At 42.2% G+C, this 16538-nt stretch carries 19 protein-coding genes; 6 read left to right on the forward strand and 13 right to left on the reverse strand.

What is annotated here, in order from left to right:
• Window positions 1–66 precede the first annotated feature (66 nt).
• The 3 genes from WA1_RS05130 to def all read right to left on the reverse strand — a co-directional run bounded on the left by WA1_RS05130 (window position 67) and on the right by def (window position 1497).
• Window positions 67–414, reverse strand: a complete 348-nt coding sequence (locus WA1_RS05130; protein WP_026134616.1) for a hypothetical protein — start codon at window positions 412–414, stop codon at window positions 67–69.
• A gap of 301 nt (window positions 415–715) precedes the next feature.
• Window positions 716–922, reverse strand: coding sequence for a hypothetical protein (locus tag WA1_RS05135; protein WP_017743121.1), 207 nt, complete (start codon window positions 920–922; stop codon window positions 716–718).
• 11 nt (window positions 923–933) lie between these two features.
• Complete coding sequence (gene def / locus WA1_RS05140) at window positions 934–1497, reverse strand: peptide deformylase (protein ID WP_017743120.1); 564 nt, start codon at window positions 1495–1497, stop codon at window positions 934–936.
• A 248-nt stretch (window positions 1498–1745) separates the two neighbouring features.
• On the opposite strand from def, the gene WA1_RS05145 reads away from it, so the two are divergent.
• Window positions 1746–2651 (forward strand): cell division protein FtsX, encoded by a 906-nt coding sequence (locus WA1_RS05145; protein WP_026134615.1) that lies wholly within the window; start codon window positions 1746–1748, stop codon window positions 2649–2651.
• A gap of 85 nt (window positions 2652–2736) precedes the next feature.
• On the opposite strand, the gene WA1_RS05150 is transcribed toward WA1_RS05145, so the two are convergent.
• The gene (locus WA1_RS05150) at window positions 2737–3624 is read right to left on the reverse strand and encodes a hypothetical protein (RefSeq protein ID WP_017743118.1); all 888 of its coding nucleotides are present in this window, start codon (window positions 3622–3624) and stop codon (window positions 2737–2739) included.
• 461 nt (window positions 3625–4085) lie between these two features.
• Here WA1_RS05150 and WA1_RS05155 point away from each other — a divergent pair, with 461 nt between their 5' ends.
• Window positions 4086–4892, forward strand: coding sequence for a DUF3598 family protein (locus tag WA1_RS05155; protein ID WP_017743117.1), 807 nt, complete (start codon window positions 4086–4088; stop codon window positions 4890–4892).
• Between the two features lie 28 nt (window positions 4893–4920).
• Here the strand turns inward: WA1_RS05155 and WA1_RS05160 are convergent, their stop codons facing one another.
• Together WA1_RS05160 and aat are read right to left on the reverse strand one after the other, a co-directional pair.
• Entirely contained in the window at window positions 4921–5208 is a 288-nt protein-coding gene (locus WA1_RS05160; protein ID WP_017743116.1) for a type II toxin-antitoxin system HicB family antitoxin, read from the reverse strand.
• Window positions 5209–5254: 46 nt separating this feature from the next.
• Window positions 5255–5830 carry a leucyl/phenylalanyl-tRNA--protein transferase gene (aat, locus tag WA1_RS05165; protein WP_017743115.1) on the reverse strand — a complete coding sequence of 192 codons (576 nt, stop codon included), beginning with the start codon at window positions 5828–5830 and terminating at the stop codon, window positions 5255–5257.
• 68 nt (window positions 5831–5898) lie between these two features.
• Here aat and WA1_RS05170 point away from each other — a divergent pair, with 68 nt between their 5' ends.
• The gene (locus tag WA1_RS05170; RefSeq protein ID WP_026134614.1) at window positions 5899–6228 is read left to right on the forward strand and encodes a hypothetical protein; all 330 of its coding nucleotides are present in this window, start codon (window positions 5899–5901) and stop codon (window positions 6226–6228) included.
• 117 nt (window positions 6229–6345) lie between these two features.
• Here WA1_RS05170 and rpsN read toward each other — a convergent pair whose 3' ends face one another.
• The 5 genes from rpsN to WA1_RS05195 form a co-directional block, all read right to left on the reverse strand.
• Complete coding sequence (rpsN, locus tag WA1_RS05175; protein WP_026134613.1) at window positions 6346–6648, reverse strand: 30S ribosomal protein S14; 303 nt, start codon at window positions 6646–6648, stop codon at window positions 6346–6348.
• A gap of 277 nt (window positions 6649–6925) precedes the next feature.
• Window positions 6926–7606 carry an endonuclease III gene (nth, locus tag WA1_RS05180; protein WP_017743112.1) on the reverse strand — a complete coding sequence of 227 codons (681 nt, stop codon included), beginning with the start codon at window positions 7604–7606 and terminating at the stop codon, window positions 6926–6928.
• On the reverse strand, window positions 7582–8679 hold the full coding sequence (rseP, locus tag WA1_RS05185; RefSeq protein WP_017743111.1) for an RIP metalloprotease RseP: 1098 nt from the start codon (window positions 8677–8679) through the stop codon (window positions 7582–7584). The genes nth and rseP overlap by 25 nt, the downstream gene beginning before the upstream one ends.
• A 122-nt stretch (window positions 8680–8801) precedes the next feature.
• A complete protein-coding gene (gene serS, locus WA1_RS05190) occupies window positions 8802–10094 on the reverse strand; it encodes a serine--tRNA ligase (protein WP_017743110.1) in 1293 nt (430 codons plus the stop codon).
• Between the two features lie 137 nt (window positions 10095–10231).
• Complete coding sequence (locus WA1_RS05195; RefSeq protein ID WP_017743109.1) at window positions 10232–10801, reverse strand: DUF3611 family protein; 570 nt, start codon at window positions 10799–10801, stop codon at window positions 10232–10234.
• 880 nt (window positions 10802–11681) lie between these two features.
• Between WA1_RS05195 and WA1_RS05200 the strand changes: the two genes are divergently transcribed.
• Together WA1_RS05200 and WA1_RS05205 are read left to right on the forward strand one after the other, a co-directional pair.
• Window positions 11682–12044: a PadR family transcriptional regulator gene (locus WA1_RS05200; protein ID WP_017743108.1), complete on the forward strand. Its 363-nt coding sequence runs from the start codon at window positions 11682–11684 to the stop codon at window positions 12042–12044.
• 145 nt (window positions 12045–12189) lie between these two features.
• The gene (locus tag WA1_RS05205; protein WP_026134611.1) at window positions 12190–12723 is read left to right on the forward strand and encodes a cofactor assembly of complex C subunit B; all 534 of its coding nucleotides are present in this window, start codon (window positions 12190–12192) and stop codon (window positions 12721–12723) included.
• 395 nt (window positions 12724–13118) lie between these two features.
• Here the strand turns inward: WA1_RS05205 and WA1_RS05210 are convergent, their stop codons facing one another.
• Entirely contained in the window at window positions 13119–13436 is a 318-nt protein-coding gene (locus tag WA1_RS05210; protein ID WP_026134610.1) for a DUF3155 domain-containing protein, read from the reverse strand.
• Between the two features lie 325 nt (window positions 13437–13761).
• On the opposite strand from WA1_RS05210, the gene WA1_RS05215 reads away from it, so the two are divergent.
• Entirely contained in the window at window positions 13762–15186 is a 1425-nt protein-coding gene (locus WA1_RS05215; protein ID WP_026134609.1) for a sensor histidine kinase, read from the forward strand.
• A gap of 17 nt (window positions 15187–15203) precedes the next feature.
• Here WA1_RS05215 and WA1_RS05220 read toward each other — a convergent pair whose 3' ends face one another.
• Window positions 15204–16448 (reverse strand): S-layer homology domain-containing protein, encoded by a 1245-nt coding sequence (locus WA1_RS05220; RefSeq protein ID WP_026134608.1) that lies wholly within the window; start codon window positions 16446–16448, stop codon window positions 15204–15206.
• Window positions 16449–16538: the final 90 nt, after the last annotated feature.

The following is a 16538-nucleotide window of genomic DNA, read 5'->3' on the forward strand; positions in this document are numbered from 1 at the left end:
AACCAAGTATGAAAATCCCTCTTCCCTACATCCTACTCCCTACTCCCTACTCCTCACTCCCTATTTTCAAGAAAGTGGAATATATGGTGGTGCGATCGCTTTTTGACAAGTCAGTACAGTTTTTAGTATCTCCAAATTGAGACCAAAACCCTTGGTGGCAAATTTTTCTGTATGGGTTCCTCGTAATTTGAAAAAAGTTAAATATGTTTGAGCAAATTCATTATCTAGTTTGGCACAAGCTGCAATTTTATCTACAGCTAATAAATCCAAAATAGTGTCGTGTTCCCAATCTGGAAGAGATTGAAGTCCCAACCAATTAGCCACAACTTTTGATGGAAAAAATCCATAACCGTTGAAAAAAATGTAGGCAAAGCTCACCTGTTTACCCACTTCACTGATATCTGTGTTGTTCATAAAATTTATGAAATTGTCACTACACCCTATGTTTGAATAAGGCACAAAAGCTTTTGTTAGTGAATATAATAACTTTTTATATAAAAAGGAAATTGTATTGTAAGGTACAAGAATTAAGGATAAAAGATAAACTATGAAGGCAAAACTCACCAAACAACAAATAAGATGGACTAAAGCCCACCCTACTTCTACTTCAAAAATCTGTCGTAAATTTTTAGAAATTCTGGAAGTAAAAGGTAAAAGAAAAAAGAAAAACAATTTATATTTTCTTTTCTCTTTTTCCTTTTTTTAGACCTGATGCCTATTTCATATTAGCTTTAGCATCCTTAACTGCAGCAACAAAAAATAATCCTGTAAGTGGAATGCTGAGTGCCAAGATAATCGCAGTCGTTTGAGTGCCTAAATCCGGTTGTCCGGAAGAGAGTTCAAAAATTGAACCAACCGCCGCTATGGCTGCAATACAAGAACCTGCTAGAAACAAACCACTTTTTGGAGTTATTGTGTTCACTATCAACCCACCTATGCTACTGGTTTTACTGCCTGGTGCGAAAAGCCATGCTTAGATAACTCTTGTGTTAAAGCCAAAGAGTTTTCTACTCTGTCTACAAATACTACCCCGTTAAGGTGATCTATTTCATGCTGAATGCATCGTCCGAGTAAATCTCCGGCTTTTAACGACTGGGGACGCCCGTTTTCATCTTTGTAGGAGATTTCTACCACTTGAGGACGCTTCACATCAAGGTATACTCCGGGTATACTCAAACATCCCTCTTGGGCAACACACAAATCGCGACTAACTTTTTTGATGGTGGGGTTAATTAATATCAAGGGGGGGTTGGCTGGGTTTTCTGGATCGCAGTCCATCACAATCAGTTGTTTGTGGATTCCTACTTGGGGTGCAGCCAAACCAATACCATCTTTGCTGTACATGGTTTGTAACATTTCGCGTATCAGTTGGCGCAGTTCCTCATCGACTTTGGAGATCCGCTTTGCAGGTTGACGGAGGACGCGATCGCCCAAATAATGCATTTCTAATGGTGGATTTTGTAACTTTTTCTTTTCAACAGCAATTTCTATAGGCATGATTTTGTAACTCGCTTATCTTGAGATAGGTTTTATAAGTTCAGATCCGCAACAAACAGCGTCTAAACTCATCTTAACAATTCCAGTTCCTTCACTGTACCGGGTAAAACCAATTATAAAGATGTAATAGCCATACAGATCTATCAAAGACGAACAAAGACGAAGTATGCGACCTCTGTTTGCAAAACACCCAAATTGCGAGTATAAGAGATGCATTATTTCTCCTTGCACAAACATTAGGGTTTGACGTGTTTAAATTCTTTACCAAATTTGACTACCTACTTAAAGAGACTTTTCTCGGTTTGCGACGTGGCGGATGGATGAACTGGGCGGCGGTAAGTACCGTCACAGTGTTATTGTTTTTATTCGGCATGAGCTTGCAAACGTCTTGGCAGTTAGAAAAATTACTCAATCAGTTTGGGAGTCAACTGGAAGTATCAGTCTACCTTGAACCGAGTGGGCGCTTAGAAACGATCGCACCACTCGTAGCCAAAATGCCAGAAGTAGCGGGTATTCAAACGATTACAAAAGAGCAAGCTTGGACTAAGTTAGTTAAGGAACTAGGTATCTCTAATATTGATAGTGCAACTCAACAGCTTGGCGATAATCCTTTAGTTGATGAGTTAAAAGTGAAGGCGCAAAACTCTTCTGTTGTCCCAACTTTGGCGACACAACTGGCGAAATTACAGGGAGTTGATGCGGTGCAGTATGTAGATGAAGCATTGAAACGCATTGCCCAGCTGCATCAAGGATTAAATTGGGTTTCATTCACTCTTACCATTATCCTGACGTTGACAGCAGTTGCCGTTACTTCCACAACTATTCGCTTGATTGTCATCGCACGACGGCGGGAAATTGAAATCATGCAACTCGTAGGGGCGACTTCAGCTTGGATTTATTTGCCGTTTGTGCTACAGGGAATCGTTTTTGGTATTCTTGGAGGTGCGATCGCTTGGGGGTTTATTAGCTGTCTTCAACAGTTTCTCAGTCGTTGGTTAGTTAACCAACCCGAATTTATTCAGTTTCTCACCCATGGTTTGCAACTGAGTGTATTGCAAACTCTCTTATTACCCCTCATTCTCTTGAGTTTTGGTGCTGTGGTGGGATTATTGGGAAGTCTCTTTGCTGTTCGGGAGACTCGTAAAATAGGATAAATCGCTATTAAACGGTATAAAACAGAATTGTTGTCTGAGTGAGAAGTGGTATAACAGCTAAGGTTTAGGCTTTCCACTTTTCTTTCTAGACGTTGGTAGGCTCCCACCTACCAGATGATTGAAACTCAGGATTCAACAGATGCTTAGGATCGAGCCAGCCCAACTTTACTGCATCTTCTAAACTCTTACCTTCGAGCTTCAAAAACATTGCAGTACGACGCAATAACACTGCTTGCACTTCACTCGCTCCCATGTACGGAGTTATATCCTTATCCGTACCTCGATGAAGGATAGCTAAAGCAGCGTTGCAGTCAGACTGCACAACGACCCCAGTATGCCTGGTAAAACTGTCTCCAACACGCTTCCCTAAAAGGGTCAAGGTGACAGAATCAGTTTGTGACGTATACGCAGCGTTGACCTCTGTGATGACCGAATCGCTCCAGTCAGCCCATTTTTGTAAACTGTCTCGCATGTATCCTTTCACCCAACTATTTAACTTGCGAGACAAGGATTTTGCTTGACGTTTGTTCTTAATCGGTTCTGTCAAGTCTTCAGCAAAAACTTTTAACTTACCTGTAGCAAACAGGGATTTTGATGCAGTACCGAGCAATGAAGAGATAGCAGCTTGGTCTTTTCTATAACGTTTATTTTCGGTTTTTCGAGATAGATTATTTTCCAGAATACGTGCCGCTTTAACTGGGTCGTGTTTTTCAAGTTTACGAAAGATAGCAAATAACTTACCGCGTTTACGGTTCTTGTCAGTAATCCGATTTGATTTCTTCGTTAATAACGTGCCTAGTCCATCACCATGAACTTTCTCCGACGAATCGATAAAAGCCTCCGTGTATCCTTTGTCAATACCAATGGGTGTTCTTTCTGAATCAGGAGACTTTGTATAGATGCCAAAGTTCACTACAAAATGAACTTCAAAGTAGTCTAGTTCTGAATTATAAATAAGTCTGATTTGTCCCATTACGTACTGCATCGTCAATCAAGACGACGTTAACAATCTGAGTTGACAACTTATGAATCTCGTTTTTCGCTTTCTTTTTGCGCTCTCGCATTGTTTGTACTTCCAGTGCAACTAGTCTAGCACAGTTTTTTCTGAATTGTCGGATTTAGTCTATCATCAGTTGCAGCAACGACTTTCTCCTCAGATTCAACAAGGTAACGACGATGCCCCCTGGGGATTTAATGCTTTGAATTTTTCCGTCCATAGCCCATCTACTTAAGGTTTTAGGATGATAGCCGTAGCGCTGTTGAGCTTCGTTGGGGGTGATATACATGAATGAAGTGAATGTCTGATTCACTCCATTATAGCCTGATTAATCCCAGTATTTTGTTACTGAGTTAAATGGCGATTTGCTAAAAATTAGATTTTTGGTGAACTAAAGATTTATTCTTAATTTATCACTTTTCTTTGATCGCTCAACTATGCACTCACAATGGGCAGCTTTGCTAAAAAATCTAGGCGAATGGCAAGGCTCATTTACTCGCCTCTCCCCTCTAGGTGGAATTTTGGAAGATACCCCAAGTGTAGTTGCTCTAGAAGGGCTAGATAATAACCAGAAAATGCGTCAAACAATCCGTCTGGGGGGAAGTGAAAAGGTTTTAGAATACAGCACGCTTGCACGAAGTGTACTGTTTTTTGATAACGGGGCGTTTTCCCAAGGTTCAATTCAACTAGCACCATTTTCTGAATTTGGAGCAGAATTTGGTTTGATTGATGAAAATCAACGCTTGCGTCTCGTTCAGTTGTTTGATAAAAACCTTCAGTTAGATACATTAACCTTAATTAGAGAACACTTAGCAGGAACTCAACCACCACAAAAGCCTCCGTTCACTGTGAACGATCTACTTGGAGAATGGCAGGGCGAAGCAGTGACAATTTATCCCGATTGGCGTTCTCCTGACAGTTCTTCTACAAAAATGCAACTACAGCTAGATGGGAATGGACGACTTGTTCAAAGCTTAACTTTTGGCGAGCGCACGATCTCCTCAACAGCTACTGTGAAAAACTCTATCATCCACTTTGACCAAGATCCCCAAAAACAGGTACAAGTCTTGCTCTTACCTGATGGTGCATCAGCAACGTCTCCACTCAAACTCTCACTGCGTCAGCCGTTTTTCCTTGAGGTTGGTTGGCTCATTCAACCAGGTTTGCGTCAACGGATGATTCGCAGCTACAGTGAAAAGGGGGATTGGACAAGTCTAACTTTAGTGACGGAAAACAAGATTTAATCCAAGAAGCAAGAGAGATGAGTATAAATCATAACAGCATCCTGAATTCCTCGCGAGTTATCTGGCAATCGCGCAGTATTTGTGCAAGTAAACCACGACCAATTGTTTCAACCGAAACTCGTTGGATAGCCACAAAATCCAATGAATCCTGCTCTTCTTCCTCAAATTCTAAACAGAGTTGGATCGCCTCTTGAATGCGTTCCGTAAGATCATCTAAGGATTTAGCTTGCGTATGACACCCAGGAAGGTTTGGGACAGAAGCGACAAAGTAGCCATCTGCATCCCGCTCGACAATTACGTTGAATTCTCGCTTCATAATTGATTTTTCTTGTTGATTTTATTTGACGTTCTCATTCCACTTGTCAATTATCCAAAGAGCACCTTTGTAACAAAGCTTTTTCAAGTAACACCTGATACTCATCATCATTGATTCGATAAGCCCCAAACCTCTCCAAATGGGGATTCATCATTTGGGCATCAAATAGTACAAATTGTCTTTCCCGCAATCTTTCTACTAACTTCACCATCGCCACTTTCGATCCTTCGGGAATGTGATAAAACATCGACTCCCCAATAAAAGCACCCCCAATAACAATCCCCAAAATACCTCCAGCTAGTTCGTCCCCTTGCCAAGTTTCAAAACTATACGCCCATCCCGCTTGGTAAAGTTCCCAATAGATCTCTTTTAACTCCGGCGAAATCCATGTTGTTTCCCTGTCAGCGCAGCTTGCTACAACAGATTTGAAATCACGGTTAATTGCAACGCTGAAACGCTCTTGATTCAACACGCGCCTTAAGGACTTGGGGTAGTGAAATCTGTCATTTAGAGGAATGAGAGTGCGATCGCGACTTCCATACCATCCCAAGCCATTATCCTCATCAGCCATGAGAAAATAGCCTTGAGCGTAACCTTGAACAATAGTGGCGATATCATACATAAATCAGTGACCAGTGACCAGTGACCAGTGACCTTAACTTTAAGTATGCCGATTTGACTGATAAAGATATGAACGAATCAATCCCACCTATCATTTTACCACCGGCTCAAAATCCCATACTTGAGGGAGAGTGGTTGCAACTGCGCTTGCATCGGTGGTTAGATGAAGAATTTATCCCAGAAGCAGTGAATCAAAAAATTGCCCAAAGAGCTGCACAGATTTTTGTGCGCCAGCGAATGGAGGGGGAAAACGATCTGGGTTCTCTGGTAATTGCCATTGTTACAGAAATGCAGTCGTTTGATTTTTCCAAAAGTTTTTACGGAGAGTTTGCTATTGCTAACGCCGTCAGCGATTTACTCTTGGAAAGTTTGGGCATTGATAAGTGTTGCGGACAATAGAATTTTGGATTTTGGATTTTAGATTTTAGATTGAGCTTAGTTTTTAACTAAGAAGACTTTTAAAATTAAGCGTTATCCGAACAATCCAAAATCCAAAATCTAAAATCTAAAATCTCACTACCAGCTAGACTTAACCACCCCAGGCAAAAGACCTTCGTGTGCCCATTCCCGTAGGACGTTCCGAGATAGCCCAAAATCACGGTAAACACCTCTAGGACGACCCGTTAACCAGCAGCGATTGCGGTGGCGGGTGGGGGCGCTATTGCGAGGAAGTTGTTGAATTTGCCGATGAATCTCCAGCTTGTCTAGAGGAGATTCTGCCTCTTTGAATTCTTCCAGCAATGCTTCTCTCTTAGCAGCGTACTTTTGTACCAGTTTAGCGCGTTTTTTCTCGCGCTCAATCATGCTCTTCTTTGCCATATTATTTGGTAGCTAACTTTTTAGACAAGATTATCCACATTATATAATGACATAAATAATGGATAAATTTTGGATTTTGGATTTTGGATTTTGGATTTTGGATTGAGGAAGCCTTACCTAGACTTACTCTCACCTAACTATCTATTTCATTCTTTGTTCAAACTGGTGTAACTCGTAATTCATCATCGTATCAAAAATTACGAATTACGAGTTATATTGACCGAACCAATGACCAAGTATGTTTACCGATCGCTGATCGCTGGTCACTGGTCACTGGTCACTGGTCACTGTTTGAAGAAGGGCAGAGGTCAGAGAGTTCACAAGCCTCACAGGCGGGCGATCGCGCTTTACAAATGGCACGACCGTGATAAATGAGCCGAATAGACCAATTTTCCCAGTCTGGTTGAGGTAATAGACCCATCAAATCTCGTTCAATGCGGATGGGGTCGGAATGTTCGGTTAAACCCAAGCGTTGGCTGAGACGTTTGACATGAGTATCAACTGTTACACCAACATGAATTCCATAAGCATGAGCGAGAACGACATTTGCCGTCTTCCGAGCTACACCGGAAAGCTTTAGTAACTCCTCCATTCGCTTTGGCACTTGAGAACCAAATTCGCTAACAATCATTTGGCAGGCGGATTTAATATTCTTTGCCTTATTGCGATAGAACCCAGTGGAACGGACTAAATTTTCCAACTCTGCTAAGTCAGCATTCGCTAAGCTTACTGCATCAGGAAACTTACTAAATAATGCTGGTGTCACTTGATTTACTCGCTCATCAGTACATTGAGCGGAGAGAATAGTAGCGACAAGCAGTTGTACTGGGCTTGCGTAGTTTAAAGAACAGGTAGCATCTGGATAGAGGCGCTTCAGGCGAACGAGAATTTCTATTGCCCGTTGCTTCTTTGATGACCGTTTGCGGGTACTAATCACTGGAATAACTTTTGTACCCACTCCAATTGGGTAGTTTCTTTAAGAATAAGAAAAATACCTAATCCCAAAAGTAACACCAAACCAGTTTGCATAACACCTTCTTGAATGCGGCTGGGTAAGGGTTTACCTCGCAAACCTTCAACTAGGAGAAAAGCGAGTTGTCCACCATCTAAAGCTGGTAAAGGCAATATATTGATGATAGCCAGGTTAATACTGATAAGAGCACCAAAGAAAAACAAACTGCCTGCATCATTTTGAGCAATGTTAGCCCCTATTTCTACAATCTTCACAGGACCTGCAACTTGATTTGCGGTTTCCCGAAAGTTCGTAATGAGTTGCCCAAAACCCAGGAATGTCATGGAGACAATCCGCTGAAATTCAGCCGCACCAATGCTCAAAGCTTTGATCGGATTGCTGACGCGACGACGCTCAACTTTACCATTAGGAGAAAGTTCTACACCAACAGTGCCATCCCCATTTGCATTTGCTTCAGGAACAACAGTTAAAGATAACGTTTTGTCGCCACGAGCAATTTTTAATTGGATTGGCTGTCCTGCATGAGTTTTAATAATGTTTCTTAAAGCCTCTATCTCTTGAAGTGCCGTTTCAAATTCTCTGTTATCGGCTGCTATTATGACATCTTTTGGCTGAATTCCAGCTTTTGCTGCCACAGAACTCACGTTTGGTGCGAGTTGTTGGATTAAAACCCCTGGTTGAGTTGCTTGTGCTGTACCAACAACACAAACCTGAGTCACAAGGAGGAGGTAGGCAAATAATAAATTGGCTATGACTCCTGCACTAATAACAATCGCCCTATCTAAAACCGGACGGTTACGCAACAAATTTGGATCGTTAGGCGGAATGGTGCTATCCGGATCGTCGTCAGGAAAACCGACAAAACCACCCAATGGAATGGCACGGATAGCATATTCAGTCTCCACTCCTTGATATTTCCAAATAACCGGACCAAAGCCTAAAGAGAAACGGTTGACGTAAATCCCTTGAGACCTTGCTGCAATAAAATGTCCGAACTCATGTACCAAGATTAAAACAGCTAAGACTGAGATCGCTGCTAAAGCCGCAAAAAATGACATAAATAATGAATGAACTGATTCAGCTATACTTTTCCATTGTAAGTGGTTAGTGGTTAGTAGGGGCGCAAGGTCGCCGCGCCCGTACAGTAGTTAGTGGTTGGTCACTGGTCACTGGTCACTGGTCACTGGTCACTGGTTAACACCTCTCGTCGCAAGTAGGGCTGTAGCGCTTCTGGTATCCGTACCGTTCCATCTTCTTGTTGGTAGTTCTCCAAAATCGCTGCCATTGTTCGTCCTACTGCCAATCCTGAACCATTGAGGGTGTGAACGAATTGAGTTCCCTTCTTACCGCTTTCTTTAAAGCGAATATCACCCCGTCGAGCTTGGTAATCCAAGATGTTTGAACAACTGGAAATTTCCCGGTACTTAGCAGAAGAAGGAAGCCAAACCTCTAAGTCATAGGTTTTGGCAGAGTGAAACCCTAAATCTCCAGTACATAAGGATAAAACTCGGTATGGCAACTGCAACGCTTGTAAAATAGCTTCGGCATTCTCCACCATTTTTTCCAGTTCATCACTAGAGGTACTGGGATGGACAAATTTTACCATTTCAACTTTATTAAATTGATGCAGTCGAATTAATCCCCGCATATCGCGCCCGTAGCTACCTGCTTCTCGACGAAAACAGGGAGTATAAGCACAGTGGTAGATGGGCAATTGTTCTCCATCAATAATTTCACCACGGTAGAGATTGGTGACAGGGACTTCTGCTGTGGGAATCAGCCACAAATCATCTGCTTGACACTTAAAGCTTTCTTCGGCAAATTTAGGCAATTGCCCTGTAGCTGTCATGGAATCGCTATTTACCAAAATAGGAGGCATGATTTCTACATACCCTGCGGCTATCTGGCGATCGAGCATAAATTGAATTAAAGCTCTCTCCAGTGCTGCACCTGCGCCTACTAAGGTGATAAAGCGACTTTGTGCTACTTTTACAGCCCGCTCAGTGTTAAAAATTCCTAACTTTTCGCCAATTTCCCAATGAGGAAGAATATTTTGGTTTTTGGGAAGGTATTCATCGCCCCAACGACGGACTTCAATGTTTTCTTCCTCATTCTTACCAACGGGTGTTGAGTCGCTAGGTAAGTTGGGTATTGCCAGTAGATATTCTTTAATTTTGGCTGACAGTTCTTTTTCTTGGGGTTCTATTGTCCCAAGTTCAGCTTTGATTGAACCGCCTTCGTCTCGCAGTGCTTTGATTTCTGGTCCTTTAGGGTCGCTACCAGCTTTGATTTTTTCAGGAATTAGCTTAGCAATTTCGTTACTGCGTGCTTGGAGTTGATTTCGCTTGGCTTCTAATTCGCGTTGCTGTGTATCTAACTCCATAAGCAGTTGAACATCGTAGTTTCCACCACGAGTATTCAACCGCTCCTGAACTAATTTTGGATTTTCCCGTATTTGCCTAATGTCTAACACAGATCTACTCAATTATTAATAGTCATTTGTTATTTGTCATTTGTCATTTGTCATTTGTCAATGGGCATTGGGCATTGAGTATTAGTTAGCACCTCTGCTCCCCCAATCCCCACTCCCCACTCCCCACTCCCCACTCCCTAAGATTGTGGTTTAGAAAGACGGTACAGCAGCCAAATAGAAGAAACAAGTCCTGCAAAATGTGCTGTCACCGTGTTGGTATTTGCTTGTACAACAAAAATATCGATAGGTTGGATAATTCGACTGGCGTCAATTTGAGTGTATACTCCAACACCAAGTTGTGGCAATGTCAGTGATTTAACGATCAGTGTACCAGCGATCGCTTGCGCTCCTAAAAGAGTCAGCAGCATTCCTGCTAGATGCACCACTAGTGCAAACTGTAAGACTTGAACGGTTTCAGTTTTTCGAGGACGGTTGTTAGCGTTGGAAGAGTCCAATCCCCTGCCAATTCTAGTGTAACGGAATGCTAAATAAATTCCCACACCTAAGGCAATGAGTCCAGCCACTGCAAAAAAAGCACCAAATCCAGTTCCTGGATTGTTACTGTTGCTGCCTCCCCTGCTAAAAACAATTGCACTTAGCAAAATCCCCCCAGAGACAATGCCTAGTACTAACTGGGTCCAAAAGCTAATCCAACCTGTCAGGCGAAGCGCTTGGGCGATCGCCCGGATTCCAGAGGCGTCTGACATACTTAAAATCACCAATATCCTGGGCGCTTGTTCAATTTAACATGAACTTTACCCAGTAGTTATACCCAGATATTCAAACCATTATGAAGGGATGGCAAGGCATTTCCCTAACTTCCCACCTTTTTCTGAAAAGAAAAATGTTAATTGCTGATTATCCTATGTTACAGTAAAAATTAATATTTCAAAAAACTTAGGGCACTGCTTTGTTTTTTAGAACTCAAGCAGTTGCTTTGTCAGTATTGGACAATACTTCCATTCATCTTCTGACAAATTAAGAACTAAGAGGACATAGTTCGGGGTAAAACTTGCTAAGAAAGAAGCACGGTTTCTTCAGAAAATCGTGCTTTTTGGGCATCAAAGTTACTAATGTAGGCTTGCCTGGGATCTCCGTCAGCCTGATATTTTTGTAGAATAACTATATAGAGAGATTGCTTATCCGAAACCTGCTTAAGTGTATCTACTGTTTGTCAACCTTCTTTACTGAAAACTATATCTAATCTTTAGCATTACCCTGGGATAATTACTGTCCGACAAAGTTTTGATTAAGTTGTTCATCAAAAATGCATTTTCCCTTTAAAATTGCTTAGGCGGTATTTTATGCTTAAGCAGTTTTTACGCCATCTGCATCAACCTAAATCGAGGGCAGCAGCTATGCTGTTGTCTCATAGCTCCTCAACAAAACGCCAAAAGCTTGGGTAGGGGTGTCCATCTGTATGTATACCCCTAGAAATGGCGCATCTATCCTACGACTTATCACTTTTTGTTCTTTGGTATTACAGCCTAAGTACCACAATATTCTTAAAGTTTTTGGGTAGCATCTCGGACACCCATGTGGGATTAGAAGCTTGACCCTTAGGCATTTTTTAGCCATTTACTAACCATGAAACTTGAGGATATATATAAATTCTTTGAAAATCCTCCGCCAACGTATCTCTGTCAAGAATTAGCTATTTGCTACATCTTGTACGTTTTACTACAAGGAGAATCCTACGGAACAGAGTTAATCCAACGGCTAGAAACCGAATATCCGACCTACAGGCTTTCTGATACTGTACTTTACAGTGCAATTAAGTTTCTCGAAGACCAGAAGGCAATCAATGGATATTGGAAGAAACTTGAAGGACGCGGTCGTCCAAGGAGAATGTATCAAGTTTCGCCAGAATGGCAATCGCAAGCTGCGAGTTTAGGTCGTTTATGGCACGAATACGTGCATGAGAGGACAAATCAACTCGTTAGTAGTTAGTAGTTAGTGGTTAGTAGGGGCGCAAAGCATTGCGTCCGTACATAAGTAGTACTAATCACAAAAAATACTGATGTTATGTGACTTGCGCTTAGTTACTTGATAATGAATAAGTCCCCTCCAACTTAAAAGTAACAATTACTGATTTATGGATACTGCCATTCTGCCATCCACGTTTCTGTTGACGTTACTATTGTCTGTCGGGCTGTTTTTCTTTATTCGAGCCTCGACCAAAGACCGTATGGAAACAGCTCAACTGGTTTCAGAGCAAGATGAAACTACTTTAATGCCTTTATTAAGGGATTACTTTCAATCACGGTCTTACCGAGTGGCAGCGGTAGACCCAGAACACAACCAAGTGACTTTTGAAGGTTACGTTAGACCTAGCTGGTTTCTAGCTATATTTTTAACCCTGTTAGCTGCCACAGGTATTCTTTGCCTATCGCTAGTCTTATCTTTTCTATTCCCCAACCTCAACCGAGTTTTTCTAGGAATGGTACTGCTTTCACCTTTGAGCGGTACTTTTTACTGGAAAAAAGCCAAAAAACTTGAGAAGGTTTCGTTGAAATTGGAACAGACCAAGAGCAACGAACACTTCCCAAGTAAAATCACTGTGATAGCTCATCGAGACGAACTCATTGAGCTTCAACGGGCATTAAGCTTAAAAAATTGCAAGTCATAGCTGTACACCACTGACTATCTCTAAAGACTGAGAGACGGACTTGTGACAACCTCATAAAAAAAAGAACTTGAGAGAGGAGATAAAACGTTCTCTTTGTCAAACATTCTCCCTGCATACTGTCGAGAGAAGTTACATTGCTCGGAAAGAGTACAATCTGTGGTCTGCTGAGATACAGAGTCGCTCATCTTCCTCTCTCATCTGCTCTTGCACGCAGAATCAACTCTTTACGCAAACAGATAGTTTGATTGGAGTTGATTGTCCAAATTAGGCTTGCTCCTCACTGGCAAATGAGCCATATCCTTAAAAAAACATGAAACTTTTGAATATACCCAGCATTTTTGCCAGTTAATGGTTGTCATGAGTCCAACTCAAATCCTATGATAGCCATTGATGGTTCAGCGACTGGCAACAGCTACTGGTTCTTGACCTGGAGAAGGTTCTAACGTTCTCAGGCTGGGAAATAAGAAGTGATTTTCTTCAACATACTGAGCACCAAACAGACCTTTCTCAGCCCAGAAGTAACGGTCTGTGGTGTGTTCGTTTCGCTTTACGAGTAGCAACGCAGGTGGCAAGATTCCCTCAGCTTGAATGAACCTTCTCGCTGCTGTCACAGGTTTTTCTTCGCCGCTTTCGATGCTATATTGAGGCACGTGCTCCAAAATTCGTCGTCCTTCTTGACGACGACGGCTCTTCCTTTTTCTTCTCCTTGCCAACCTTCTTTCCTCCTCTTGAAAGCTATAGATTATTGTAGTGATAGCTACAAAATCCGTCGTAATTATAAAAGTTCTAGTTCAAAATTTCAAGAGTTATTAACCTTTTGATACAAGAAAGATAATTTCGCTAGCAACAGGAAAAATACAGTCAGTATAAAGTGTACCCCCTTAGAACGAGCCAAGACAGGTGAGATTGAGTTAAGCTTTGTTAAAGAAAGGTTTTTTCCGGTACTTTTTCTTACCATAACCCCTAACACTGTAGGGGCGCAAGGCATTACACCCCTACTAGCCACTAACCACTAACTACTAACCCCTAACCAAAAAAATGTCAATGTCTACCAGTTCTGAGTTTGTTGCTCTATGCCGAGAGCAGATGGCACTGTTAGCCCAAGGGCTGGAGGCATCATTGAGTGTAGTTTATTTAACACAAGAATTGGTAGAGGCTTCGACGTCACCAGAGGCAAAGCTAATTCCAGTGGTGTTTTACCCAGAGACAGCAGTGGATCGGCAACAAGATAATGCTTTAGTGTTGCCTATGTCTATTTCAATCCCCGATAAGGTTTCATATAGTTCAGCCTTGACTGTCATGGAAAGAATCCCCCATTCTTCTACGGGCAATATCCGGAGATTGAGAGAAACCAAAAAGAATCAGAAGTTATTGAAAGCGGCAGAAGAATTTTCAGCTACCACACGAGAAACGGCAACAACGGAAGCATCGGAGTCTCATTCCTCAGAAGAATACTTTATAGGCGGCGATCAAATTGTCTTACCTCTGATTAGTCAGGATATGATGTTAGGGCTGCTAGTGACAGTTAGGGAAGATCGGGAATGGAATGAGCAGGAAAGGGGTGAAATTGAGCGAATCGCTCAAACACTATCACTGGCTTGTGTCATAGATCGACAGAGGGCATGGTTGGAGGAGCAGTTACACCAACAGCAAATTCTGCAAGAAAAGCAGCAGGATTTGCTAGATAATTTACTCCACCAGCTCCGCAATCCATTAACTGCATTGCGAACTTTTGGCAAACTGCTTCTCAAGCGATTGCGTCCGGGGGATGCTAACCAAAAAGTGGCAAGTAGTATAGTGCGAGAGAGCGATCGCCTTAAAGAATTGTTACAAAAGTTTGATGAAGTTATCGATCTCACAGCAGAAGATTTGGGGCTGGTGACGTTACCCTCAAAACAAGTGTATGTCGAAGCCAACTTGCAAAAAGAGTCAAAAGCGCCACTGTTGCTACCCGGTACGGGAGAGAAAGAAACAGATTGTTCAATAGAGGATATTTTAGAATCATTATTAGTTTCTGCTAGTGCAATTGCTCAAGAAAAAAATTTACAATTGGTAGTAGAAATTCCTCCTTATTTACCTCTAGTGCGTGTTAACCGCAAGTTATTAGAAGAAGTATTAAGCAATATCATTGATAACGCCCTGAAGTACACTCCTACTGATGGCAAGATTTTGATCCAAGCAGGGCAAGAAAAACCATCATTTCAAGGAATTGCCATTAGTGATACAGGTCCCGGTATTCCACCCCAAGATTTGGAACGTCTTGGCGAAAGGCATTACCGAGGAGTACAAGCCCAGACTCAAATTCCTGGGACAGGATTGGGATTATCTATTGCCAAACAACTCATAGAACAAATGCAGGGCGAAATCCAAGTTTTCAGCCCTGCGTTAAACTCCGCTATTACATCCCTTAATGCACGTGGAACTACTGTTATTGTTTGGTTACCAGTAAGCAGTGACCAGTGACCAGTGACCAGTGACCACTATCTAAGTGAAATCTGCAAATTTCTTTCTACAGTCATTTGTAGGTCGGTGTCTGGGTCAATAACAACCAAGTCAACACTCTTCTTACCAAAGAATAGACCGAGCAATCCACCAATTGCTGCACCACCTAGAACCTCTTCCGTAGCAATAGCGCGATCGCCAGTTACGGCTGATACTGCGGCGGCTGCACCCGCACCGAGGGCTGCATTTTTCACAACTGCTGTTGCGCTAGTCCCTTTCTTGATAGTTTCAGTCTTACTAATCACCTCAGAAGTTGCGCTCAATTGATATTCTTGACCGTTGGTAAGAACAAGTTTTTCAGCTGTGAATTGAGAACCATTTTTCGCTGGTTTGAGTTTACCTACAACTTGGCTACCAGCAGGAATGACTAAAGTTCCTCTATCAGTAACTACGTTTTGCCCAACAGTGAGGGTTAAAGGTGCTGTTTCGTCCTTGGTAACAAGAATTTTTTCAGCCTTGTCGTATTTCACAGGAATAACAGTTCCTTCAGGAATGGTAACTGCTATGGGTTTGGGTGGGGTTGTGTCACCAGCCGCTACGATATAGGGCGAGTTAATGGCTGAAACTTGACCGGTGCTGACCAGCGCTTGATAGATAAAGGCTGCTACCTGTGCTCGTGTTGCTACTGCTTGGGGTTGTAGGGACTTCACGTTGGGATAGTTAACTACGAGGCGCTTCTCAGTCGCAGCAGCAACAGGAGTTCGAGCATAGCTAGAAATATCGTAGGCGTCGTTGTAGTACTGCAAGGTGCTTTCAGTGCTATTGTTAGCGACATAGTCCAGACCGTTCGCTAAAGAAACTAATACCTGCTGGCGGGGAATATTTTGATTAGGCTCAAAACGATTGCCGGGATAACCAGATAAGAAACCTGTTGTATAGGCTTCATTAATTGCCATGTATGCCCAGTAATTGCTTGGCACGTCGTAAAATCTGACGGCTTGCCGCTCTGCTGATTTTGAAAAAGCTTTGCGGATCATGGCTGCAAATTGAGCGCGTGTGACTGCCTGATCTGGGCGGAAAGTACCATCAGGAAATCCAGCAATGACGCCGCGCTGTGCCAGATCTTGAATGAACTGTGATGCCCAGTAGTTAGATGAAACGTCTGAAAAGCTTGTTTGAGCGAAAGAGGCTGTAGGTGTAATTAAAGGTGCGATTGTGCCTGCTGTAATACCTAATGTCATGAATGCAGCACATCCAGCTTGCCAACGAGTATGACCAAACATTTTATTCTTGCTCCCCAACATTTTTGTTTTTTCTGTTAGTTGATTAGACATTTTTTGAGTTGAAAAGTTCCAAATTTTAGTTATCAGTTA

The organism is Scytonema hofmannii PCC 7110 (genome assembly GCF_000346485.2).
GTDB lineage: Bacteria > Cyanobacteriota > Cyanobacteriia > Cyanobacteriales > Nostocaceae > Scytonema > Scytonema hofmannii.